The 22077-nt window shown below is 71.5% G+C and carries 23 protein-coding genes and 1 pseudogene; 11 read left to right on the forward strand and 13 right to left on the reverse strand.

The features are described from left to right. Nucleotides 1-363: 363 nt before the first annotated feature. The 5 genes from ACLBX9_RS25450 (at nt 364) to ACLBX9_RS25470 (ending at nt 3427) form a co-directional block, all read left to right on the forward strand. Nucleotides 364-690 (forward strand): DMT family transporter, encoded by a 327-nt coding sequence (locus ACLBX9_RS25450; RefSeq protein WP_447720883.1) that lies wholly within the window; start codon nt 364-366, stop codon nt 688-690. Nucleotides 691-954: 264 nt separating this feature from the next. Next, nucleotides 955-1461, forward strand: coding sequence for a cell wall hydrolase (locus tag ACLBX9_RS25455; protein ID WP_447720884.1), 507 nt, complete (start codon nt 955-957; stop codon nt 1459-1461). Nucleotides 1462-1743: 282 nt separating this feature from the next. Next, nucleotides 1744-1944 (forward strand): hypothetical protein, encoded by a 201-nt coding sequence (locus tag ACLBX9_RS25460; protein ID WP_010686772.1) that lies wholly within the window; start codon nt 1744-1746, stop codon nt 1942-1944. 216 nt (nt 1945-2160) lie between these two features. After that, nucleotides 2161-2565, forward strand: coding sequence for a hypothetical protein (locus tag ACLBX9_RS25465; protein WP_010686771.1), 405 nt, complete (start codon nt 2161-2163; stop codon nt 2563-2565). Between the two features lie 721 nt (nt 2566-3286). After that, entirely contained in the window at nt 3287-3427 is a 141-nt protein-coding gene (locus ACLBX9_RS25470; RefSeq protein ID WP_010686769.1) for a hypothetical protein, read from the forward strand. Between the two features lie 51 nt (nt 3428-3478). On the opposite strand, the gene ACLBX9_RS25475 is transcribed toward ACLBX9_RS25470, so the two are convergent. The 3 genes from ACLBX9_RS25475 to ACLBX9_RS25485 are packed head-to-tail and all read right to left on the reverse strand — an operon-like array spanning nt 3479 to nt 6691. Further along, nucleotides 3479-4024 (reverse strand): transglycosylase SLT domain-containing protein, encoded by a 546-nt coding sequence (locus tag ACLBX9_RS25475; protein ID WP_447720885.1) that lies wholly within the window; start codon nt 4022-4024, stop codon nt 3479-3481. Further along, complete coding sequence (locus ACLBX9_RS25480) at nt 3984-5393, reverse strand: flagellar hook-length control protein FliK (RefSeq protein ID WP_447720886.1); 1410 nt, start codon at nt 5391-5393, stop codon at nt 3984-3986. The genes ACLBX9_RS25475 and ACLBX9_RS25480 overlap by 41 nt, the downstream gene beginning before the upstream one ends. Continuing rightward, nucleotides 5390-6691, reverse strand: coding sequence for a chemotaxis protein (locus ACLBX9_RS25485; protein WP_447720887.1), 1302 nt, complete (start codon nt 6689-6691; stop codon nt 5390-5392). The genes ACLBX9_RS25480 and ACLBX9_RS25485 overlap by 4 nt, the downstream gene beginning before the upstream one ends. A gap of 102 nt (nt 6692-6793) precedes the next feature. Between ACLBX9_RS25485 and ACLBX9_RS25490 the strand changes: the two are divergent. The 3 genes and pseudogenes from ACLBX9_RS25490 to flhB all read left to right on the forward strand — a co-directional run. Continuing rightward, nucleotides 6794-6946 (forward strand): annotated as a pseudogene (locus ACLBX9_RS25490) (FliM/FliN family flagellar motor switch protein); the annotation flags it as partial. Nucleotides 6947-6960: 14 nt separating this feature from the next. Then, complete coding sequence (locus ACLBX9_RS25495) at nt 6961-7989, forward strand: flagellar motor switch protein FliG (RefSeq protein ID WP_010686762.1); 1029 nt, start codon at nt 6961-6963, stop codon at nt 7987-7989. A 116-nt stretch (nt 7990-8105) separates the two neighbouring features. Beyond that, a complete protein-coding gene (gene flhB / locus ACLBX9_RS25500) occupies nt 8106-9167 on the forward strand; it encodes a flagellar biosynthesis protein FlhB (RefSeq protein ID WP_010686761.1) in 1062 nt (353 codons plus the stop codon). A gap of 61 nt (nt 9168-9228) precedes the next feature. Here the strand turns inward: flhB and ACLBX9_RS25505 are convergent, their stop codons facing one another. Further along, nucleotides 9229-11376 (reverse strand): malate synthase G, encoded by a 2148-nt coding sequence (locus ACLBX9_RS25505; protein WP_447720888.1) that lies wholly within the window; start codon nt 11374-11376, stop codon nt 9229-9231. Nucleotides 11377-11531: 155 nt separating this feature from the next. Between ACLBX9_RS25505 and ACLBX9_RS25510 the strand changes: the two genes are divergently transcribed. Then, nucleotides 11532-12431, forward strand: a complete 900-nt coding sequence (locus ACLBX9_RS25510; RefSeq protein ID WP_447720889.1) for a LysR family transcriptional regulator — start codon at nt 11532-11534, stop codon at nt 12429-12431. A 216-nt stretch (nt 12432-12647) separates the two neighbouring features. Here the strand turns inward: ACLBX9_RS25510 and ACLBX9_RS25515 are convergent, their stop codons facing one another. The 9 genes from ACLBX9_RS25515 to ACLBX9_RS25555 form a co-directional block, all read right to left on the reverse strand. Next, on the reverse strand, nt 12648-13457 hold the full coding sequence (locus ACLBX9_RS25515; protein WP_010686758.1) for a class II aldolase/adducin family protein: 810 nt from the start codon (nt 13455-13457) through the stop codon (nt 12648-12650). Nucleotides 13458-14651: 1194 nt separating this feature from the next. After that, entirely contained in the window at nt 14652-15431 is a 780-nt protein-coding gene (locus ACLBX9_RS25520; RefSeq protein ID WP_010686756.1) for an SDR family oxidoreductase, read from the reverse strand. 98 nt (nt 15432-15529) lie between these two features. Then, a complete protein-coding gene (locus ACLBX9_RS25525; protein WP_447720890.1) occupies nt 15530-15802 on the reverse strand; it encodes a hypothetical protein in 273 nt (90 codons plus the stop codon). Nucleotides 15803-15912: 110 nt separating this feature from the next. After that, entirely contained in the window at nt 15913-16068 is a 156-nt protein-coding gene (locus ACLBX9_RS25530) for a hypothetical protein (protein WP_158168487.1), read from the reverse strand. 372 nt (nt 16069-16440) lie between these two features. Further along, nucleotides 16441-16920 (reverse strand): hypothetical protein, encoded by a 480-nt coding sequence (locus ACLBX9_RS25535; RefSeq protein ID WP_010686753.1) that lies wholly within the window; start codon nt 16918-16920, stop codon nt 16441-16443. Further along, on the reverse strand, nt 16917-17426 hold the full coding sequence (locus ACLBX9_RS25540) for a hypothetical protein (protein ID WP_010686752.1): 510 nt from the start codon (nt 17424-17426) through the stop codon (nt 16917-16919). Before ACLBX9_RS25540 ends, ACLBX9_RS25535 begins: the two co-directional genes overlap by 4 nt. 176 nt (nt 17427-17602) lie before the next feature. Then, a complete protein-coding gene (locus ACLBX9_RS25545) occupies nt 17603-17956 on the reverse strand; it encodes a DUF3140 domain-containing protein (protein WP_447720891.1) in 354 nt (117 codons plus the stop codon). 489 nt (nt 17957-18445) lie between these two features. Beyond that, nucleotides 18446-18619 (reverse strand): hypothetical protein, encoded by a 174-nt coding sequence (locus tag ACLBX9_RS25550; protein ID WP_447720892.1) that lies wholly within the window; start codon nt 18617-18619, stop codon nt 18446-18448. A gap of 636 nt (nt 18620-19255) precedes the next feature. Then, the gene (locus ACLBX9_RS25555) at nt 19256-19672 is read right to left on the reverse strand and encodes a cupin domain-containing protein (protein ID WP_010686748.1); all 417 of its coding nucleotides are present in this window, start codon (nt 19670-19672) and stop codon (nt 19256-19258) included. Between the two features lie 338 nt (nt 19673-20010). Here ACLBX9_RS25555 and ACLBX9_RS25560 point away from each other — a divergent pair, with 338 nt between their 5' ends. Together ACLBX9_RS25560 and ACLBX9_RS25565 are read left to right on the forward strand one after the other, a co-directional pair. After that, nucleotides 20011-20274, forward strand: coding sequence for a hypothetical protein (locus ACLBX9_RS25560; RefSeq protein ID WP_010686747.1), 264 nt, complete (start codon nt 20011-20013; stop codon nt 20272-20274). 186 nt (nt 20275-20460) lie between these two features. Then, the coding region (locus ACLBX9_RS25565) for a methyl-accepting chemotaxis protein (RefSeq protein ID WP_447720893.1) at nt 20461-22077 on the forward strand (1617 nt) is incomplete at its 3' end.

Below are 22077 nucleotides of genomic sequence, written 5' to 3' on the forward strand. Positions count from 1 at the left end.
CATGATGGCTCTGTGTCGCTGCGGGTCGTGACGGTTGCGGGCGTGTCGGCCGCGGCGCGGCCGCCGGCCCGCCGCCACCATGGGCGGGAGGCCTTAACGAACCCCGTCGGCCGGCCGAGAACGGCACCGCACGGGCCGGCCCGGGCCGGGTCATCGGGCGACGGCGATGCGGGTTCGGAAATGTTCATGGATTCCGTGGAGAGATGTCGCGCGCTGGCCGCCCCGATCGCGCGGTCGATCCGAAGCAGACTTGCGCCGGAGGATCTCGCTCTCGTCTGCCCGGATGCCCGATTCGACGCTGGTCCTTACACGCATCGTCCGGCCGGTTCACGAATCTTGCTCAGCCCGAGGGGGGCCTGTGCCATGAATCCGTTCCTGATCCTCGGGCTCGCCATCGGCGCCGAGGTCACCGCCACCCTGGCGCTGAAGGCCGCCGACGGCCTCACGCGGCCGGGGCCGACCAGGATCGTGGCGCTCGGCTACGGCCTCGCCCTGTGGCTGATGTCGACCAGCATGGACATGCTGCCGATCGGCGTCGTCTACGCGATCTGGTCCGGCGTCGGCATGATCGGCGCGGCGCTCGGCGGCGCGTGGCTGTACGGCGAGGCGATCAGCCCGGCGATGCTGGTGGGCATCGCGGTGATCGCCGTGGGCGTCACCATCCTGGCCGCCGGCCAGGGCCAGCACTGACCGGCGCACCCCTTCCGAGTTGGCCCACGACCGTCGGGCGGCCGGCCGCCGCCACATCCTCGCCGTGAACGTACAGTCAAGCTCCGTCTGCGCCCTGTCGAGGCGTGGTGCCGCAGCGCTCTTCGGCGTTGCCGCGCGCCGGAGCGAGGCCGAAGGGGCACGGAGCACGCATGCATGCGGGGTAGCGAGAGGACGAAGATTGTTCCTGTTCTGTCCGTGTTGGCCACGGCCTGGAGTCTGGGAGCCTGCAATACGGGCGCGCCGGTGCTCACGACGGGATCGATCCCCGACCGCAAGCCGCCGCTGGTCGTGAGCGATGCCGAGCGCGACTGCCTCGGCCGAGCCATGTACTTCGAGTCGAACCGGAGCGACTCGGACGGGCTGATCGCCGTCGGCACCGTGGTCATGAACCGGCTCGAGAACGCGATCTTCCCGGGCGGAATCTGCGCGGTGGTCGGCCAGCCCGGGCAGTTCGCCCCGGGCGTCCTGACCAAGCCGATGCAGGACAAGGACCTGCAGAAGGTCGCAGACGCCGCCGACGCCGTCCTGGCGGGCGAACGGCACCCGAAGGTCGGCAAGGCGATGTATTTCCACACCGCCGGGCACCACTTCCCCTACACCAACATGCACTACGTGGCCGTCGCCGGAGGCAACGCCTTCTACGAGAAGCGCGATGCCCGCGCGGCCAGGACGGAGCGGTCTGCGACGCCCGCGGCCCCTGCCCTGCCTGCGCTGACCTTCGCGGCCGCACCGTCCGTGCCCACGCCGTAGGGCGCTTCCGCTCCCCCGGCCCGGAGGGACGGCCCCGGCGCCGCGTCCCGGCGTTGCCCCGCACCGAATCCCGCAAACCGCTGCGGCGGCGGATGTCCGCCGCACCCGATGGAGGCACAGGTTGCCCGGCGCTGGGCCCCGGCCGGAGAGATCGGGCCGGCGACAGGCATCGGGTGGGATGGGGCGGTGAACAAGCGGCCAGCTTTGTTTCGTCGCCGGCGGTCGAACCCGGGCCTAACCTTTAGGTTGTATGCTCGGCCACTAGCAGGGTGTCGCGCCGCCATGCCCGATGACGAGGGTTTCGACCGCTTGGCGGACGCTGCCATCCGCGTGCACCGGCTCACGGCCTCGCACGGGACGCCGGCGATGCAACTCCTGTCGCGGTTACTGCTGATGGAGATCGGCACGGAGATCGCGGCGCGGCGCGAAGCCGACGCGGCGGCCAACGACAACCCGCACGGATCCGAGGAGCCCGACACCTGAGAGCCGCGGCGCCGAGGCGCCGCCGGAACCGGCCTCCGGGCCGGGCCGAATGCCGCCGGCCCGCCCGGAACCGCCCGTTTTCATCAGTGAAAGGACGTCGAGCGCTGCGGTAAATCTGTTGATCGGCGCGGCGATCCGAACATGCGTCATTTACACCTGCGGACACCGGCCTAGCTTGCCGGTAGAAACTACCCACGAATCACGGGTCTGCCGCCGATGATCGCGAACCGGGTAGCGCTCGCCTGTGCGCTCCTCCTGCTGAGCATCACGCCGTCGGCCTCCCAACTGCGTCGCCCGATGGCGTGTACGGAGGAGGTGTCGACCGGCCTCGACCCGGTCCCCGCACCGGAAGGGGCGAAGCCCCATAAGGCCCGGACGTTCTCGCTGGTCTCCAGCGGTGGATTGCTGACCGTGATCTCCGCCGGGCGCTCCGACTATTACGAGTGCCAGACCGCGTCGCCGCGCCTGAACGAGCGCACGCCGCGCAACGCCATCAAGTGCCAGAACGGCGTCTATTTCCTGCTGATCGACCTGAACAGGATGAACTTCGTCGAAGCGCAGCTGAATCCCGAGGACCGCAGCGAGATCAAGGTCAGCTACGGCACCTGCCGGGGCGTGTGACACCCTCCCGATCGGATGGGGCGCCGGTCCCCTCCCCTGGCGATCCCTGGCGACCCCTGGCCTGCCCGGGATCGCTCGAGCTTGCGGGGAGAGGCGAGGGCTGGGGGTGCAGAGGCACCGCTGCGCGCGATCCTGCACCACCTCCACGCGGGATCTCCGAACCCCAAGCTCCTCCCCGTGACGGGGTAGGAGCGCGCGTCGGCGAAAGGCCGTGCGAACGGCGGAGCCCGGGCGGGAGAGGAGGCCGGACGCGCCCGTCCCGTGGCGGCCGGGTGGTGCGGGCTCCGGGTCCCGCGGCGACGCGCCGGTTCGCGCCGGACCGGCACCCGCTTCGGTGGCGGGCGCTCTAATCCATCCGGATCAGGGTGTAGGTGGAGACCGCGATGGCCGCGAGGGTGAGCGCGATCAGCAGCACGGTCACGGTCGAAGGACCGTTCGACGGGTCGCTCATGATGCCGCTCCACGCACGAGAACGCGACGGTTTCTGCCGTTTCGATCAGGGCCTCATCAGGCAATAGGTCGCCATCGGTGCGGGACATCAGTCTTTGGACCTGTTTCCACCGCAGATTTTCGCAGCCCCGGACCGCCGCGGCCCACGCGCGGGCAAACCCTCCCGGCGGCTGCGGCAGCGTCGCCGCAGAACCCGGCCCGCCCCGGCGTGTTGTTCCCGTGCCGTCGTCACCCATGATCGCGACGGTGCGGCGAACAGGAGCGGTTCTGAGTGCCCCTCGATGCGTACCACCGGCTCGACGTCTGGTCCCTGATGAACGTCTACCGCGCGACCTTCGCCATCATGTGCGAGGCCAATCTCCAGCTGCCCTTCGCGATCGCGGAGGCGTGGGGCCTGAGCCTGCGCGGTTGAGGGGCCCCCGCCCCTGGCTCCGGGCGCGACACCCCGCGGACCTGCGCGGCGTCAGCGGCAGAACTGCTTGGCGCCCGGCGTCCACTGGCCGAAGCCCGTGGCGACCATGTTGGTCATGACGCGGCAGATATAGACCTTCTGCGCCGCGTTGTTGTGCGGGCCGGCATGGTAGCGGGCCACCGCCATCGTCCAGCTGCCCTCGCGCTGCTTCAGCGCCTTCAGGAACTGCGTGGCGTACTCGACATTCGCGCGCGGCTCGATCATGGCCTCGACCGAGCCGAACTTGCCGCCATGGTAGTGGTGGTTGATCTGCATGCAGCCCAGATCGATCAGGCGCGCGCCCCTGCGGCGCGCCTCGGTGAAATGCGCCACCACGTCCCGCGGGCCACTCCCGAAATAGGCCGCGCCCTCGATGTTCATCGCGTAGGGCTGGAGCGAGCCGCGCTTGCCCGTCTCGGCGAGGCCGACCGCGTAGAGCACGCCCAGCGGCACGCCGTAGCGCGCCGAGGCGCGGCCCATCTCGGCCTCGCAGACATTCGCCGCCGCCGGGACCGCGCTAGAGATAAACGCCGCCGTCGCGAGGACGTATCGTCTCATCGGTCCGCTCCCCGTCGCGCCGGCCGGCGGCCGGGTGCTGCTCCGCCTGCCGCTGCCGCTCCCCTCCCTGGCCCGGCCGGGCACCGCCCTGCCCGAACGCGGGCTGCCCCTGTGCGGGGGAGCCTCCGGAAGAGCCGCCCCCATCGCTGGGGCGGGCCTGCCCGACGGTCACCTCGGCCTGGTAATGGGCCTGCTTGAGCAGATCCGTCAGGATCGCCGAATCCCGGTGGAGGAGCGCGGCCGTCTCGGGCCGCGCGGCGCGCAGATGCGTCTCGAGCTGGCCGTTGGCGAGCCGCAGCTCCACCGTGACGGTCCCGAGTTCCTCCGGCCTGAGCTGGATCCGGAGGACGCGCATCGGCCCGTCCGGTGCGGCCCGGACCGCCGGATCGGCCTGGATGCGGGGATCCGGGGCGGCCTCGGCGGCGGCGCTGGCCGCGTCCCGGATGGCGGAGGCGAGCGTCGTCAGGGTGGCGGCGGGGAGGCCGGTCCCGGCTCCGTCCTGCGCCCCGTGAGCGGACGCGTCCTTCGACTCGGGGTGGCCGTCCGTGTCCAGGACGGCCCTGACGAGGCCCGTGACGGCGCGGCTGTCGGCGAGCGCGGTGAGGTCCGCCCTGTCGGGGCCCGGCGCCGCGACGGAAACGGCCTCTGCGGGACGGGGCTCGGCCTGGAGCGGGACCGGGATCCTGGGCGCGACCTTCGCCGCGGCGGCGACCAGATCCGGCAGGGCGGCCCGGAGCGGCTGGGTCTTGGCGGCGTCCGCGATGGGCGCCGCCACGGGTCCCGGCCGCGTCGGGGCGGCAGGAGTCGCGGCGGCGATGACGGGCTTGAAGTGGACCGCGCGGTCGAGCACCGCCACCGGCGGGACTCCACCGGAGGCGGCGGCCTCCGGTGCCGCGATCGTCCGGGCGTCCGCGCGGGTCCCGGGCCGGTTTCCGGCCGGGATCCCCGCATCCGGTCCGGGTCCGGCCGTCGCGGACGCGGCGGCGACCGGGACATCCGGCCCGGGTGTCGCGCCGTCATCCGCGCCGGTCGACGGGAGGGGCCCCGGAAGCGCGGTGTTCAGGAGGCTGGCGAGCGCCGCCGCGGCCGCCGCGGCGGACGGGGCCGGGGACGACGGGGTCCCCGCGGAACGCGCGGGTGCCGTCGGATCGACCGTCCCGTCCGGCGCGTCGGCCTCCGCCTCAATGCCCGGATCGGCCTCCGCCCGCGACGCGGCCGGCCGGCCCGAGGCCTGCCGCAGGACGGCGTGGAAGTCGCGCCTCCGCTCCGCGCCCGGCGCGGACTGGGAATCGGCGTCCGATTGCGGGGCGGCGATGTCCCGATCGGATTTCGGGGCGGGCTTCTGGACCGTGGCGGAGATCGGGTTCACGGATTGGCCTTCCGGAGGAGCAGATCGACCTGGTCGATCATGGCTTGGACCTTGGGGATCAGGCTGCCCGGCGCGTCGGCGGAGGCTGCCGCGGCCTGCGACAGCCTCGACGCGGCAGCCTCCGCCGGCGGCACGGGGCCGCCGGTGAGTCCGCGCCCGATCTCCTCGGCCGTCGCCAGCGCGGTGTCGAACAGGGGGGCGTCGCGGGGCGGCAGCCTGGCCCTGTCGAGGCTCCGCAACGTCCGCAGGCCGGACGGGAACGTCGCCAGGGTCACGATCTCGGAGGCGGCCCGGTAGAGCAGGGCCTGGTTCGAGGCCGGGCTCCCGGGCGCGCAGAGCCCGAGGGCCTTGTCGGCGGCCAGGAGCGCCGAGGCCGTCTTGCCCTCCTGGATCGCCGTCCGGGCGATCAGGAGGTACAGGTCCCGCCGGCTCTGGGCGCCGAGCTCACCCAGGATCCTGTTGAGCACCGCGAATTTTTCCGCGTCCTGGCCGACGTCGAACTGGGTCAGCTGATAGGCGAGGCGCTGGCGGAAGTTGCCCGCATAGATCGAGTGCGGGAAGCGGCGCAGGTACTGGATCGCCAGGATCTCGAACCTCCGCAGATCGCCGACCTGCCCGAGGGTGAAGATCTCCCGGCGCAGGGCTCCCTCCTCGGTGAGGGTCCCGGGGAGCAGCAGCCGGACGCGGTCCAGCAGCGCGACCGCCCGGATCGGGTTCTCCGTCACGATGAGCGAGGCCTGCGTGAGGCCGATCGCGCCGGCCAGCGTCAGTGGCAGGAGCGTGGTGTCGACATCCGCGAGCAGGCGGTTCGCCTCGGCCGCGCGTCCCTCGACGTAGGCGAGCGCCCCACGCGCCAGCGTCGCCTCGGGCTCGCCGAGGCCGGCTCGGCCCGTCAGGCGCCGCAGGATCGCCGGACCGCCGCCGCTCAGGGCGATGACGATGGCGGCGCGGACATTGTGCGGGTCGGCCCAGGTTTCCGGAGCCGCGTTCTGCAGATCCGCGTTGATCCGGGCGATCACCACGGGCTGGCTCTCGTGGGCGGCCAGGGAGCCTCCGGCGACCCGGTCCTGGAGCAGCTGCAGGGTCCGCATCCAGGCGACCGGACCGTCCGGCCGGGATCGCGGCGCCGCGCCCGATGCCGCGGGCGCCGCCGGTACGGGCGGCGCAGGCCCGCCCGCCGGCGGAGCGGCCTCCGGCACGGTCGCTGCCGGCACGGTCGTTGTCGACACCAGCGCCGGTTCCGCGGCGACCGGCCCCGCGGCGAGCAGTCCGAGGGCGACCGGGAGGATCCGCCTCATCCCGCGGATCCCTGCAGGAGGATCTCGATGCGCCGGTTCTCCGGCGCCTTCGGGTCCCAGGCGTTGCGCGGCGACCGTTCGGCCGCACCCTCGACCCGCCAGATCGATCACCGCGTCGGCGAGCCCGTCGACGTCGTCGTCAACGGCCGCGTCATCGCCCGGGGCGAGGTCGTGGTGGTGGAGGACGACAACTCGCGCTTCGGCGTGTCCCTCACCGAGATCGTCGGTCCCTCGGCGGCCGATCCCAACGGCTGACAGGAGGCATCGCCATGGCCGCAGGCGCGGTGACCAAGGCAGGCCGCAGGGTCCTGACACCGTCCGAGGAGGTCGCGGCCGTCCTCATCGCGATGAACAAGGCCACGGCGAGCCGGCTGATCAAGTACTTCGACAGCGCCGAGCTGAAGCAGATCACCCGTGCGGTCTCGCAGCTCGGGCCGGTGCCGCGGGTCCAGCTCGAGGCGGTCGTCGAGCAGCTGGCCACCCTGTTCGCCGACGGTGCGAACCTCGTCGGGACGGCGCGGGAGATGGAGAAGCTGCTCGAGGGGATCCTGCCCCCCGAGCAGATCTCCGAGCTCATGGCCGACGTCCTCGGGGCGGGGGAGCGCTCGATCTGGGACCGGATCTCCAACGGGTCCGAGACGGCGCTGGCCGCCTACCTCGTGAAGGAACATCCCCAGACGGTGGCGCTGATCCTGTCGAAGGTGAAGCCCGCCTGCGCCGCCCGGGTGATGGCCCAGCTCCCGGCCCCCCTGCGCAACGGCGTGATGCGGCGGATGCTGACCTTCAAGCCGATCGTCGAGGCGACGATGAAGATGATCGAGCAGACGATCCACGAGGACTTCATGATCAACCTGGCGCGCAACGCCGCGGCCGACACCCACTCGCGCATGGCGGACATCATCAACAAGATGGAGCGCCAGAGCATGGAGGAGGTGCTCGACAGCCTCACGCAGTCGCGCCCGAAATCGGCGGAGATCCTGAAGAGCCTGCTCTTCACCTTCGACGACATCATCAACCTGACGCCGCGGGCGCGCACGACCCTGTTCGACCAGATCCCGCACGAGAAGGTCATCCTCGCCCTGAAGGGCACGAGCGGCCCGCTGCGCAGCGTCGTGCTCAGTGCCCTCACGGCCCGCGCCCGGCGCCTCGTCGAGCACGAGCTGGAGGGGGGCGAACCCGTCTCGCAGCGGGACGTGCTGGAAGCCCGCCGCTTCATCACCGACCAAGCCCTGGAGATGGCGGCCCGGGGCGAGATCGAGCTCAGCGCGGCCGATTCGGATGACACCTACATCCGCTAGGGCCGCGCCCGATCGCGGTGCCATCGGGCACGGCTCCAAGCCTTCGTCATAACGCGCTCTCGTGCGCCGAACCGGCGCCCACTTCGGCGGAGAGCACTCGAGAGCGATCCACCCGCATGTCCGAGGATCAGGAGAGCAAGACCGAGGAGGCGAGCGGCAAGAAGATCAGCGACGCGATCGAGCAGGGAAACATCCCGTTCTCGCGGGAGGCCCCGATCTTCGCCTCGATCATGGGCATCCTGGTCTTCCTCGTCTACGGGGCGCGGGATCAGGGCGCTCCGTTCGTGCGGCGGCTCGCGCTGTTCGTCGAGCAGCCGCGCAACTACCCCCTGGAGAACAGCCGGGACGCGATGCACCTCGTCCACGCGCTGGCGCTGGAGATGGGGCGGTTCCTGCTGCCGATCCTGATGATCCTCCTCGTCGCCGGGGTCGCCGCGTCGATCTTCCAGAACGCGCCGCGCATCGTGTTCCAGCGGATCCAGCCGCAATGGTCCCGGATCTCGCCCGCCAGCGGCTGGCGCAAAACGTTCAGTTTACAAGGATTCGTCGAGTTCGGAAAAAGCCTCTTCAAGTTCCTGGCCATCGGCGGCATGTCCTTCATGGTCCTGCGCGCGGACCGCCACGAGATCGTGAATGTCATGTTTGTGGATCCGATCGGGCTGCCCGAATTTCTGCTGACCCTGTCGGTGCGCCTCGTCTCGGCGGTCAGCGTCGCGACCATCGCGCTGGTCGCCGGGGACTTGGTCTGGACCCGGCTGCGCTGGCAGCGCGACTTGCGGATGTCGCGGCAGGAGCTGAAGGACGAGTTCAAGCAGCTGGAGGGCGACCCGCTGGTCAAGGCCCGGATGCGCTCCCTCGCGCAGGACCGCCTGCGCAAGCAGATGATGGCGGCGGTCCCCCGCGCCACCATGATCCTGGCCAACCCGACGCACTTCGCCATCGCGCTGCGCTACGACCAGGGCGAGAACGACGCCCCGATGGTCCTGGCCAAGGGCAGGGATCTGATCGCCCTGCGCATCCGGGAGATCGCCGAGAAGCATCGGATCGAGATCGTCATCGACAAGGCGCTCACCCGGGCGATGTATGACCATGTCGAGGTCGACCGGGCCATCCCGGCGGAATTCTACCGGGCGGTGGCCAATCTCCTCGTCTACGTGATGACGCGGAAGGGACGCTGAGCGGCGCCGTGAGGGCGGATCCCGAGGCACAGCGTGCCGGCGGGATCCGGAAGCGGCGGTGTCAGGCACCCCGGCGCTTCGCCTCCCGGCGGAACCGGTGCAGCACGAATTCCGTGTAGCCGTTCGGCTGGCGGGCGCCCTCGAACACCAGGGCTTCCGCCGCCCGGAAGGCCGAGCCGTCGAAGCCCGGGGCCATCGGCCGGTAGGCCGGATCGCCCGCGTTCTGGCGGTCGACGACGCCCGCCATCCGCCGCAGCGCCGCCTCGACCTGCGCCCGGTCCACGATCCCGTGGCGCAGCCAGTTGGCGATGTGCTGGCTGGAGATCCGCAGGGTGGCGCGGTCCTCCATCAGCCCGACATCGTGGATGTCCGGCACCTTCGAGCAGCCGACGCCCTGGTCGATCCAGCGGACCACGTAGCCGAGGATGCCCTGGCAATTGTTGTCGAGCTCCTCCCGCACCGCGTCCGGCGCGAAGCGGCCCTCGGCCAGCGGCAGGGTCAGCATGGCGGCGCGGGTCGCGGGCGCCCGGCCGGCGAGCGCGGCTTGGCGGGCGCGGACATCCGTCCGGTGGTAGTGCAGGGCGTGCAGCGTCGCGGCGGTCGGCGACGGGACCCAGGCGGTGTTGGCGCCGGCCTCCGGATGGGCGCCCTTGGCGTCGAGCATGGCGGCCATCCGGTCGGGGGCGGCCCACATGCCCTTGCCGATCTGCGCGTGGCCCGGCAGCCCGCAGGCGAGGCCGGCATCGACGTTGCCGTCCTCGTAGGCCTGGATCCAGGCGGTCGCCTTCATGGCGTCCTTGCGGACCACCGGTCCCGCTTCCAGTGAGGTGTGGATCTCGTCGCCGGTCCGGTCGAGGAAGCCGGTGTTGATGAAGAACAGCCTGTCCGCGGCCGCGGCGATCGCCGCCTTCAGGTTCAGGGTCGTGCGCCGCTCCTCGTCCATGACGCCGATCTTGAGGGTCCGCGGCGCGAGGCCGACCAGCGCCTCGACCCGGTCGAACAGCGCCACCGCGAAGGCGACCTCGTCGGGGCCGTGCAGCTTCGGCTTGACCATGTAGGCCGAGCCGGTCCGGCTGTTGCGGAAGGGGCCGGTGCCGTTCAGGTCGTGCAGGGCGATCAGCGCGGTGACGGCCGCGTCGAGGATCGTCTCGGGGATCTCGGCGCCGTCGAGGGTCACGGCGTCGGTATACATGTGGTGGCCGACATGCCGGACCAGCATCAGCGACCGTCCCGGCAGGGTCAGGCTTCCGCCGTCGGGGGCCGCGTAGGTGCGGTCGGCGGCGAGGCGCCGCTCGACGGTGCGGCCGCCCTTGGACAGGGTGGCGACGAGGTCGCCGCGCATCAGGCCGAGCCAGCTGCGGTAGACCGCGACCTTGTCGGCCGAATCCACGGCCGCCACCGAATCCTCCATGTCCATGATGGTGGAGAGGGCGGCCTCCAGCACCACGTCGGCGATGCCGGCGGGGTCGGTGCGGCCGATCGGGCTCGCCCGGTCGATCACGATCTCGACGTGCAGGCCGTTGTGGCGGAGCAGGAGCGCGGTCGGGGCCTCGGGAGCGCCGGTGAAGCCCGCGAAGGCCGCCGCGCCGGTCAGGCCGGCGCTGCGCCCTGCCCCCAGGTCGACGGCGAGGCGCCCGCCCGCCACGGCGAATCCCACGGCATCCGCCCAGGAACCGACGCTGAGCGGCGCGGTGGCGTCGAGGAACGCCTTGGTCCGGGCCACCACCGCGGCGGCGCGGGCCGGGTTGAGGCCGCCGCCGGGGGCGAGGTCGCCGTCCTGCGGGATCGCGTCGGTGCCGTAGAGGGCGTCGTACAAGCTGCCCCAGCGGGCATTGGCGGCGTTGAGGGCGTAGCGGGCGTTGGAGATCGGCACGACGAGCTGCGGCCCGGCGATCGCGGCGATCTCCGCGTCCACGTTCCCGGTGGTCACCCGCACGGTGTCGGGCTCCGGCTGCAGGTAGCCGATCTGCGTGAGGTACGCCGCGTAGGCCGCCGGATCGTGCGGCAGGCCGCGATGATCGCGGTGCCAGGAATCGATATCGGCCTGCAGGTCGTCGCGCCGGTCGAGCAGCGCGCGGTTGCGCGGCGCGAGGTCCCGGACGATCGCCGCGAAGCCCGACCAGAACCGGTCGGCCGAGACGCCGGTCCCTGGAAGCGCCTCCTCAGCCAGGAAGGTGCGGAGATCTTCGGCGACGACGAGACCCGACATGGCGGCTCCTTGAGCTGGCTCGGTGAGCTGGATCGGCGCGCCGTTCAGAAAAAATCGAATGGCGCATGAAATTTTTTTGAGACCATCGGGATAGACCGGTTGGCAGCCGCGAAAAAGGCGGCAAAAGGGATTTGATTCTTTCCGCAGCGTTGAGAATGAACGACCAGAGCGACCTGGAGATCTTCGCCCGGGTGGTCCGGACCGGCAGCCTGACCCAGGCCGGATCGGAACTCGGCCTGTCGGTGGCGGTGGTCTCCAAGCGGCTGAAGCGGCTGGAGGAGCGGCTCGCCGTGCGCCTGCTGCACCGGACGACCCGGCGGGTCGCCCCCACCGATGTCGGCGCGGCCTTCTTCGAGCGGATCGCCCCGATCGTCGACGCGATCGCGGAGGCGGAAAGCCTCGTGTCGCAGACGGCGTCCCGGGCGCGGGGCACGCTCCGGGTCACGGCCCCGAGCTCCTTCGGGCGGCTGCACATCGTCCCGCACCTGCGGGCTTTCTTCGCCCTCCACCCCGACCTCGTGCTGAACCTCGAGTTGAGCGACGACTTCGAGTCGATCGTCGAGCGCGGCTACGATCTCGCGATCCGGGTCGGCGCGCTGGAGAGTTCCGGCCTGACGGCGGTGCGTCTCGCGCCGGTGCGGCGGGTTCTCTGCGCGCGGCCGGCTTACCTCGACGCGGCCGGGCGCCCGGAGCGCCTCGACGACCTGCGCGGCCATGTCTGCCTCGCCACCGAGAACCAGAACCCCTGGCGTCTCGTCGGACCGGAGGGCCCCTGCACGGTCGGCGCGTCCGGTCCCCTGCGCACCCACTCCAACGAGGTGGTGCGCGAGGCGGTGATCGGCGGCCTGGGGATTGCGCTGCGCTCCACCTGGGACGTGCATGCGGAGCTGCGCGACGGCAGGCTGGAGGTGGTGCTGCCGGCCTACACCGCCGCGGCCTCGGCGGGCATCTTCGCGGTCTATCCGAGCCGGGCCTTCGTCCCGGCCAAGACCCGGGCGTTCATCGCGTTCCTGAAGCAGACCTACCGGTCGAGCGGAGCCTGGGCCGAGGGGTGAGGCGTGGGCCCATCCGCGGAGGCATGTCCCTCGCCCGCAGGGGTTTGCGGATTCACGCCGCGTGGGCGGCACCATGGCCGCAGGTTGAAGCGCGGGTCCCTCTCCCGTGCGGGAGAGGGGCCCGGCGCGCCCTGCCACAAGCGGCGGTGGTCCGCCGGAGATCTGCGAACATCGTAGCCCGCAGGGGGGAGGGACACGCCCGGTCGACGTCTCGCCTCACGCGTCCACGAAGAAATCCGGATCCGTCCGCGCCAGCATCCGCTTGAACGCCGCCCACTCGTTGTCGGGCGCCCCCTGGACCACGACGCGGTCATAGCCGGCGGCGTACTGCCCGGCGGTCTTGGTGGCGATGGCGGAGGACGGTCGGATCACCGGCGCGCCCGCCGCCTGGATCGCCAGCTGCGCCCGGCACGAGCGCTCCATGTTGTGCATCAGCCGGAACGCCTCGCCGACCGTGCGACCGCAGGTCAGCAGGCCGTGGTTGCGCAGCACCATCACGGGCTTGTCGCCGAGATCGGCCACCAGCCGCTGCCGCTCGTCGAGGTCGAGGGCGATGCCCTCGTAGGCGTGATAGGCGACGCGCCCCGTGAACTGCATCGACCACTGGTTCAGGGGCAGCAGCCCCTCCTCCTGGCAGGAGACCGCCACGCCCGCCACGGTGTGGGTGTGCAGCACGCAGACCGCGTCGTGGCGGGCGGCGTGGATGGCGCTGTGGATCGTGAAGCCGGCCGGGTTGATGCCGAGGCCCATCGGGTCCTCGAGCACCTGTCCGTCGATGTCGACCGTGACGAGGTTCTGCGGCGTCACCTCCTCGAAGCGCATCCCGTAGGGGTTGATCAGGAAGCGGTGGCCGCCGCCCGGAAGCCGCGCCGAGATGTGGGTGTAGATGCTGTCGTCGAGGCCCAGGCGATGGATCAGCCTGTAGGCGGCCGCGAGATCGACGCGCATCGCGCGGACCGCTTCCTCACCCCCTCCCCCGGACTCCGCCTCCCGGTCCGCGACGATCGATGGCGTGGCTGCACTCATGCGGCGGCTCCCTGCCGGGCGGTTCCATTCGGGATCGCTGCCCCGGCGCATGCGGTCCCGTGATCCGGGCGCGGCGCGGTGGAACACCGCAGCGTGCCGTTCCAAGCCGGATAGCCGGCAAGGTGCATCAGGGGACGGCGCGCGGCAATGCGCCCGACGCGCGGCGGCCGGTGCCGCGACCCGGGGCAGCCGGCAGCGCTCCCGTCATCCCGCGCGGGAAGACAGCAATGCCCGCTCCGATGGTCGGCTCCGGCGGCCCGCTCCGATGCGGTCCGTGGATCCGAGGGCTGGCCGGGAGGGGCAGATGCCACCGCCGCCGGGCGACGCGATCTCGAAGGATCGTCGCTCTCAACCCAGGGGACGGCGAAGCCGCCGCGCAGGCGGCTTCAGAGATCGCGCGTCTGCCCGAGGCCTGCCGAAACAGGCATCCGGGGGGACGGAGGGTGGGGGAAAGCCCGGGGAGCGCACGCATCGGACTTGACAATATTCCTAATCTATGCCCTTAGTCCGAACGCCCGCCGCGACGCGTCGTGAGACGCCTCGGGGCGTCGATCCGGTCAGCCGCCGGGTCGGCGGCGGCGGGACGGTGCCTGCGTCTGCCGTCGGCTGCGGCAGCCCCGGGCGCGGGACTCGACATGCCCCCGGCTCGGGCTGGGCGGCGGCTGGCGGAGGAAATGCCGCCGGCCGCTCAGTGCCCATCGGCGACCCTGTCCTGGGCGGTGTGGTGGTTAGACGGCGCCCTCCACGACGAGAGGGCGTGCGACGAAGGCTCGCTCGGAAGCGCGGGGGGCGAGGAGCACCCCGAAGCGCCTTAGCGTCGTTCGAGCCCCCGCGTGACGGACACCGGACGCACGAACGGACGAGGACGGGCGCCGGCCAGCCGGTGCGCGTCCTGTCCGCGGGACGCCGGGAAGCCGGCTTTGAGCAACGTTGCGTTCGGGCTTCGCGGCGTCCCGCGTCACCCCGGCAGCGGCGGGTTTCGGGCCATGCTCCCGGCGGCGCGCCGCGCGGGGCCGCAATCCCCTGCCCGGCCCCCGGATCCGTCCCACGAGGAGCCGGCCTTCCCGCGCGATGCGCGTCCGAGACACCCGAGACGCCCCGGATCATGCCCGCACGCGCCGGTCCCGGACGGTCTTCGCCGCGCGCCCGCGCGACGGACCGCCAGGCGCGAGGAGCACCTGCGGGCGGCAGGCCTCAGAACGTGCCGGGATAGGCGCCGCCGTCCATCAGCAGGTTCTGCCCGGTGATGAACCCGGCGTGCTGGCTGCACAGGAACGCGCAGGCGGCGCCGAACTCGTCGGGGCGGCCGAACCGGCCGGCGGGGTTGTCGCGCGCCCGCGCCTCCAGGAACGCCTCCACGGTGGTCCCGGCCTTGGCGGCGCCCGCTTCGGCGTTGCTGCGGATCCGGTCCGTGTCGAAGGGGCCGGGCAGCAGGTTGTTGATCGTCACGTTGTGCCGCACGGTCTGGCGGGCGAGGCCGGCCACGAAGCCTGTCAGCCCCGAACGGGCGCCGTTCGACAGGCCGAGATGCTCGATCGGTGCCTTCACGGCGCCGGAGGTGATGTTGACGATCCGGCCGAACTTCCGGTCGATCATGCCGTCCACGGTCGCCTTGATGAGGGCGATCGGCGCCAGCATGTTGGCGTCGAGCGCCCGGATCCAGGCGTCGCGGTCCCACGCGCGGAAATCGCCGGGGGGCGGGCCGCCGGCGTTGTTGACCAGGATGTCGGGCTCGGGACAAGCGGCCAGCGCGGCGGCGCGGCCGGCCTCGGTGGCGATGTCGCCCGCGACGACGGTGACGGTGACGCCCGTCGCGCTCCGGATTTCGTCCGCGGTCCGCTCCAGCGCCTCGGCGGTGCGCGCGGTGATGGTGACCGCGACGCCCTCCCGGGCCAGCGCCAGGGCGCAGCCCTTGCCGAGCCCCTTGCTCGCCGCGCAGACGAGCGCCCGGCGCCCGCTCAAGCCGAGATCCATGTGCGGTCTCCCTGTACCGGCCCTCGCCGCGAGGGCGCCCGCCCCTCATAGCGCGCCGCTGGCCGCTCCCGGAATCCGTCCCGCCCGCGGGCCCGTTCTCAGGCGCACTCGCTGTAGCCGGACCGCTCGGCCTCCTGGCGCGCCAGGCTCAGGACGCGGCGGCGCGCCTGTCCGTCACCGATCGCCAGCCAGTGGCGCACCAGGGCGCAGAGTTCGCCCGCCTCCCCGTCCGGAGGCGGCTCCTCCAGGAAGGATTCCGCCGGCCTGTTCAACGCCTGCGCGAGCTGGCCGAGCAGGACCCCGTGACGTCCGGCCAGGCGGTCCCGTGCGGGCCGGCTGGGCAGCGGCTGAGCCGGAGGCACGATCGTCAACAGGGTCATCCCCTAGCAATGACGACCGCCCAGGAGGGTTGCCGCCCCCTGGCGGCAGGGTGAAGACAGCGTTAGCGGCGTCCCGCGCGCACCCCGCACGCGCCCCGAACTCACCATGTCCGCAGGTCCCGGGCTTCGGGGGTATCCGGGCCCTCCTCCAGCTCCGGCGCGACCAGGCCAGCCCACAGCACGGCCACCGCGCCAGTGAGCAGGGGAAGGGCGGTGCTGAGGACGAGGCTGAGCGTCACGGCGACCCTGCCGGCCAAACGGCGTCGAAGCGACGCGAGACCCGATCTTTGGCGGGGGAGGTCTTGTCGCGCCCTTAAACAGGTTGTTCGCATTGTGGCAGCCGGGCCACAGGATGCGGGAACAAGGGCCGCTGCATTCCCCGCGTCCGGTCGCGCTGCGCGCCTTCGGCCTCTCCGTCCTCCGGGCCGTCACGGCACGCGACCGAGAGCGCTCTCCGCCGCCATGGCTGCCGGTCCTGTCCGAGACCCGCATCCGCGACCTGCCGCCGGAGATCGCGGTCCTTCACATCGCGATCCTTCACGGTGCGGGCGAGCCCTATGCGGGGCGCAGCACGCGCTCGACGTCGCGACCGCTCCGGTCATCGCGGCGCCGCTCACCCCCGGACCCGGTCAGGGCTGGGCAGCGTCCCGGGTCAGGGCGCCGAACTCACTGACCATGCATTCGTGCATGCGCCGCAGCCACGCCCGCGCCTCTGCCGTCTGGGCCTCCGCCCGCTCCGCCCGCTCGGCCGCCGCGCGTGCGTGCTCCTCGGCCCGCTCGGCCCGGGCGATCGCCGCGCGCAGCAGACCTTCGGCGTGCTCCGCCCGATCCTCGGCGGCGCGCAACGCCGTCTCCGCCTCGCGCACCGAGCGCTGGGCCTCCCGGATCGAATCCCTGGCGCTCATTTGCAGGGTGCGCACCTGCGTGGCGATGCCGCGCACGGCGGTCAGGGAGGCCGACCAATCGTCCCCCGCGGCGGCCGGGGGCCGCCCGGCCCCGGAGAACAGCGCCACCACCCGGTCCACCGGGTCGGCCGCGCCGTCGCGCCCGATTTCGACCGGCCCGCGGCTGTCCAGCACGGGGATCGCCGCGCGGGCCGGGCTGCTCATGCCGCAGCCTGGTCGGTCAGGTCCGAGAACTCGGACAGGATCGCGTCCTGAACGCGGCCCAGCCATTCCTCGGCATGCTGGGCCCGTTCCTCGGCGGCGTGGGCCCGCGCCTCGGCGGCCTTCACCCGCTCCTCGGCGGCGATGATCTGCGCCTCGGCGCGCACCTGGGCCTCACGGGCCTGCATCTCGGCGATGCGGGCGCGCTCGTTGGCGGTGGTGATGTCCTCCCGGACACGCTGCAGGACGTGCTCGATGCGCTCCTCCCGCTCGCGGGATTGCGCCTCGATCACGCGCGCCTGGCGGGCCGCGGTGTGCACGCGGTGGATCAGCGCGTCCCAATCCTGGGTCGGGACCGGCGGCATCGCGGTCTCGGCCGGCTCGGCTGCCGACGAGACGACGCGCAGCAGGCCGCCGGCATTGGCTTCGGGTGCGGCGCCCGGCTCCCGCTTGGCCTTGTCGGCGGGCCGGAACCGAGGATCGTCCAGAAGCCTCTGCAACTCGCTCACGGAACGCCCACTCCCTGCCGGCCGGAATCCCGTTACTAAACTGTTTAGAAAGGTTAACAAACGGTAAAGGGAGCGATCAAAGCTGTGTTGGAGTCTGGCACACCGCGGTCAAGGCATCGACCGGGGAAGGGTGCGCCGATCCCGATGCCCGCTCGATGCCCGCAGCCCGCCCCGGCTCACCCATCCTTCATCGGATCGTGCCCCCAGTTCATCAGCGACAGTCGCCAGGGCGAGTCCCGCACGGCAGCCTCGTCCTTCGGGCCGCCCTGCTTCAGGTGCCGGTGCACGTAGCCGACGACCTTGCGCATGTGCTGATAATCGTCGTCCGAAAGGTCGGCCTTCTTCGCGTGCAGGATCTCGACGATGCGCCGGCCTTCCTGATGGCCGGTCGCCTCCCCGGCCCCGCCCTTCTTCTGGCCGACCGACTGGCTGGCGTCGCCTTTGAGGTGCTTCTCCAGCGCCGAGGCCGTCATGTTCACGACCTCCTTGAACGCCTTGTAGGTCGCCTCGTGATCGTCGGTCTCGGCCATCGCTCGCCTCCGGATCGCCGATGCGGGGCGATCCATCGGAGATCGCCCGCGTGCGGGTTCGGTTCCCGACCCTGCGGCTCCGGGGCGCACGCGGTCCCGCTCAGGTCGCGGCGATCCGCCGATAGCTCGCGACGAACGCTTCAGCGGTCTCCCGGGTGAGATCCGTCACGACGAGGCCTGCGGCATAGATCGTCCAGCGGCCGTCCTGATTCTGAGACATGCGGATTTCGGCCATGGCGCGCCTCCCGGTCGAACGAGAGCAAAGCGGCGGCCGGCTGACGGTTCCCTGAAGGTCGCCTCGGTGTCGGCGGCTGCCTTAGTCCGGCGGCACGGTGACAGCCGGGATCTGCCGAGATGCTCGCGCGGGGATCGCGCGCGGTGCTGACGGCGCTCCTCGCCTCCTGACGTCCGTGCCGTGCGTCTCCGACCCGCCGCCCCGGAGATCCGGCACGGGTGGCGGATCCTCTCGGATCGCGTGCGCGTTCTACCCTACCGGGTCCCGAGCGCCTCGCGGGCCATGCTGGTGATCAGAGCGTCCCGCTTCGCCTGCCGGATGACGATGCGGGCGGCGGCGCGCGCGGCGGCGGCCCGCAGCGCGCCTTGCGGGCTTTCATCGCGTAGCGCGCGCCAAGCGAGCCTTCGAAACCAGTTCACGTTGGCCAATGCGATGGACCGTCGCTCCGCATAACGGCCCTGATTGCTCGGTTCCGGAGCAGTCAGTGTCAACATGATTTCGATCCCGGAGAGGGATGCCTAACGCTTGTTCGTCACTGCTTCGGAAGATTACATTTTTCGGTGCCGATCACAATACTGATTTTCTCGGTGCGTATTCTTTTTCAGGCCGGAAGTCGCCTCAATCGCGGAAATCGGCCGTGCGCGATCCGGAATTTCACACGTACCTGTCCGTGCGCAAGGGTGTAAATCGGGATAACTCTGGCAGGCGAAACCTCTCTGAACAAACTTGCCAAGTTATCCGTGAAAATTATGCTATAATTTTCGAAGTAATTGCTCGTGGTCGACAAAAATTTACATCCGCAGCGTTTTGGCCCTCCACTGCATGTTGAAGCGGGCGGCTATGATCGGCGTCCCGCTGCCTCCTGCGATCGCGGGATCGCTTCGGTCGGCGAATCAGAGTGTTGCACGGTGCGGCCGCCGCTGGGTCAAGGCAAAGGTGGGCGCGCGTCGTGCTCGGCGCGGGGTCGGACGAACGCGACCGTCCGAGAGCGGCCGGCCGTGCACGGACCGGGCGCGACGCCGTGAAACCCCCCGCGCGGGGTGCCGGCACGATGTCGGTGCCGATCAGGCCGGTGAGGCGAGAGGCTTGCCCTTCTCCACCGTGTAGGTCCCCGCGACGCGGGTCGCACCGGAGCCGTTGCGCAGGCTGTGCGGGGTGACCGCGGGAACCTGGAAGCTGTCCCCGGCCCGCAAGGTCCGGTTCGGCTGGCCATCGACGAACAACTCCGCCTCGCCCGCCAGGATCACCGACGACTCGATCCCCGGATGCGTGTGGCGGGCGACGGTCGCGCCCGGCGCGATCTCGGCAGCGACCTGGACGACCACATATTGTCCCCCGGGCAGCTCCTCGGTGCTGAGGATCGTCCGCGTGACACCGGATGTCTGCGCGGACGGCTGTGGCTGGGCCTCGACGGCGGTCGCCGTGAAGCCGGTCAACACGGCGCAGAGCGCACAATCTACGAAGCCCCGTCTCGTCAGCATGGACATGTCCTCCGTGCGGCGCGCCTACCGCGGCCCCGGGCGCCGCGTTGCTCCCGACCCCAGCCGCGCTCTGTGTCGTAGCTTGGCGGTCAGGGGCGCGTCACGTTCGTGCCGCAGACGCGAGCTTCATCGACAGGTGCGATGAAAGGAGTTTTCCCACAATCGTCGCGGCGAAGCCGGACGAAAGCTGTCGGTTCAGGACCTTTTGCGTCCTGTGCGGGGATGGAAGCTGTATTGAGCCGTGGTCCCCTCGGGTGTCGCCACGGAACGTGGCTCGGGAGGCTCGCGGCCATGGATCGAGACGCGGAACTCCGGCGCGGCTCCGGTCTTGCTCCCACATGCCCCAGAGAAAGTCCCCCGCTCGGAGGTCCGCGGATCCCGGACCGGTCGTCGGAAAGCCGATCGCGCGAGTCGGTCTCCCGACGCGCCTCGCCGCGATCCAGGACCGGTACCGTCGCGCCCTGACGGAGGCCCTCGACCGACCCCATGGGGAGCAGGGTGACCTGACCCGCGCCGCGCTGGCGACGCTGCTGGCCGAGAAGGCCGCGCTGGGCGTCCGGGACGGTGAGGAGGCCGCCGGCGCTTCGGATCCGGCCGATTGATTCGTCGCCCGTCGGATGGAAGTGCTGGCCGCCCAGGCCGCCGGGCGTGGGGCGAGGCCGGCACAGCGCGCGGGACCTGCGTCGTCGAAGAACTGCGGGGAACCGGTTTCAGCCGCGGACACGCGCTGGTATCGGCCAGTCACGCCGTCGATCGGCGACCGCGCGGCTGAGTGGGAAGAATCGGATATGCCGAAAACGTCTGGCCTCAACCGCACCCTGGGCGGCGCCATCGGCATCATCGCCCTGGTCACGATCCTCAGCAGCGGCGCCGTCCTGATCACGCGCAACCAACTGCAGTCGGCCAACGATGCCCTCGCCCATTCGAGTCAGGTGATCCGCGCCCTCGACGGGTTCCGCGGCGCGATGCTGAACCAGGAGACCGGGCTTCGGGGCTACCTGATCACCGGCCGCGACGGGAGCCTTGAGCCCTACCGCTCGGGACGGCCGGCCCTGGACGATGCGGTCAACCGGTTGCGGACCGAGATCGGAGCCGATGCTCAGCGCTCGGCCCTGCTGGCCGATGCCGTGACGGCGGCGCGAACATGGCAGGCCGATATCGGCGAGGCCGCCATCCGCCGCGCGGCCGACCCGGCCACGCGCGCGGAGGCGCTCGCCGTCGAGGCCGACGGCAAGGGCAAGGCGATGTTCGACACGCTGCGCAACAAGCTCGCCGCCATCGAGGCCCTGGAGGAGCGGACGCAGACGATGCAGCGGGCGCGGGTCCTGCAGGCCGAGCGCGACGAGAGCGTCGCCCTGTGGGGCGGAACCCTGATCACGCTCCTGATCTGCGCCGGCATCGGCTGGGCGGTGAACCGGCTGGTCGTCCGCCCGCTGCTGCGCGTGATGGCCTTCGTCGAGCAGGTCGGCGCGGGCGACCTGTCAGGCCGCCTCGAGGCGGGCGTCCGTGGCGAGGTCGGCCGTCTTGCGGGGACCTTGAACGCGATGGTGTCCGGGCTGTCGGACCTTGCGCGGACCAACCGGGCGGCGACGGCCGACCTGAACGCGGCGGCGGCCGAGATCCGCGCCTCGGCGCAGGAGCAGGCGGCCTCGGTCGAGCAGCAGTTCGCGGCCGTGCAGGAGACGGCGGCCACGGTCGACGAGATCACGCACTCGGGCGCGCAGATCTCGAAGCGCGCCACCGAGGTGATCGCCACCGCCCAGGCGACCGCCCAGACCTCGCGCCAGGGCCTGCGGGCGGTCTCCGACACGGCCAAGGCGATGGAGGCGATCCGCGAGCAGGCGGAGGCGGTGGCCGGCAACATCGTCAGCCTGTCGGAGAAGACCCAGACGATCGGCGACATCATCGGGACGGTCAACGACATCTCGGAGCGCACGCACCTGCTGGCGCTGAACGCGGCCATCGAGGCGGCGGCGGCCGGCGAGAGCGGCCTGAGCTTTGCGGTCGTGGCCTCCGAGATGAAGCTTCTGGCCGATCAGGCGAAGGCGGCCACCGGCCAGGTGCGGGGTCTGCTGGGCGAGATCCAGCGGGGCATCAACACGTCGGTGATGCTGACGGAGGAGGCGGTGAAGCGGGCGGCGGCGGGCAAGACGCGCTCGGACACGACGCAGCGCACGATCGAGGAGATCACCGCGCGGGTGGAGGAGAACGTGCAGACGTTCCAGCAGATCGTGGCCTCGACGAACCAGCAGCAACTCGGGATCGAGCAGGTGATGGGGGCGCTGCAGAACATCCGGCAGGCCAGCCAGCAGACCGCGGCCGGCACGCGGCAGGTGGAGGCGGCCTCCGCCAACCTCACCGAACTCGCCCAGGCCCTCATGGCCCTGGCCGAACGATACCGGCAC

The sequence above is a fragment of the Methylobacterium sp. A49B genome, from assembly GCF_053346215.1.

Bases quoted from the DNA above. Each gene is read 5' to 3' on its own strand.
- ACLBX9_RS25535 (WP_010686753.1), bottom strand. From the start codon at position 16,920: ATGAGCAGCCCGGCCCGCGCGGCGATCCCCGTGCTGGACAGCCGCGGG.
- ACLBX9_RS25485 (WP_447720887.1), bottom strand. From the start codon at position 6,691: ATGAGGCGGATCCTCCCGGTCGCCCTCGGACTGCTCGCCGCGGGGCCG.
- ACLBX9_RS25495 (WP_010686762.1), top strand. From the start codon at position 6,961: ATGGCCGCAGGCGCGGTGACCAAGGCAGGCCGCAGGGTCCTGACACCG.
- ACLBX9_RS25555 (WP_010686748.1), bottom strand. From the start codon at position 19,672: ATGCTGACGAGACGGGGCTTCGTAGATTGTGCGCTCTGCGCCGTGTTG.
- ACLBX9_RS25515 (WP_010686758.1), bottom strand. From the start codon at position 13,457: ATGAGTGCAGCCACGCCATCGATCGTCGCGGACCGGGAGGCGGAGTCC.
- ACLBX9_RS25450 (WP_447720883.1), top strand. From the start codon at position 364: ATGAATCCGTTCCTGATCCTCGGGCTCGCCATCGGCGCCGAGGTCACC.
- ACLBX9_RS25560 (WP_010686747.1), top strand. From the start codon at position 20,011: ATGCCCCAGAGAAAGTCCCCCGCTCGGAGGTCCGCGGATCCCGGACCG.
- ACLBX9_RS25465 (WP_010686771.1), top strand. From the start codon at position 2,161: ATGATCGCGAACCGGGTAGCGCTCGCCTGTGCGCTCCTCCTGCTGAGC.
- ACLBX9_RS25475 (WP_447720885.1), bottom strand. From the start codon at position 4,024: ATGAGACGATACGTCCTCGCGACGGCGGCGTTTATCTCTAGCGCGGTC.
- ACLBX9_RS25520 (WP_010686756.1), bottom strand. From the start codon at position 15,431: ATGGATCTCGGCTTGAGCGGGCGCCGGGCGCTCGTCTGCGCGGCGAGC.
- ACLBX9_RS25545 (WP_447720891.1), bottom strand. From the start codon at position 17,956: ATGGCCGAGACCGACGATCACGAGGCGACCTACAAGGCGTTCAAGGAG.
- flhB (WP_010686761.1), top strand. From the start codon at position 8,106: ATGTCCGAGGATCAGGAGAGCAAGACCGAGGAGGCGAGCGGCAAGAAG.
- ACLBX9_RS25510 (WP_447720889.1), top strand. From the start codon at position 11,532: ATGAACGACCAGAGCGACCTGGAGATCTTCGCCCGGGTGGTCCGGACC.
- ACLBX9_RS25505 (WP_447720888.1), bottom strand. From the start codon at position 11,376: ATGTCGGGTCTCGTCGTCGCCGAAGATCTCCGCACCTTCCTGGCTGAG.
- ACLBX9_RS25460 (WP_010686772.1), top strand. From the start codon at position 1,744: ATGCCCGATGACGAGGGTTTCGACCGCTTGGCGGACGCTGCCATCCGC.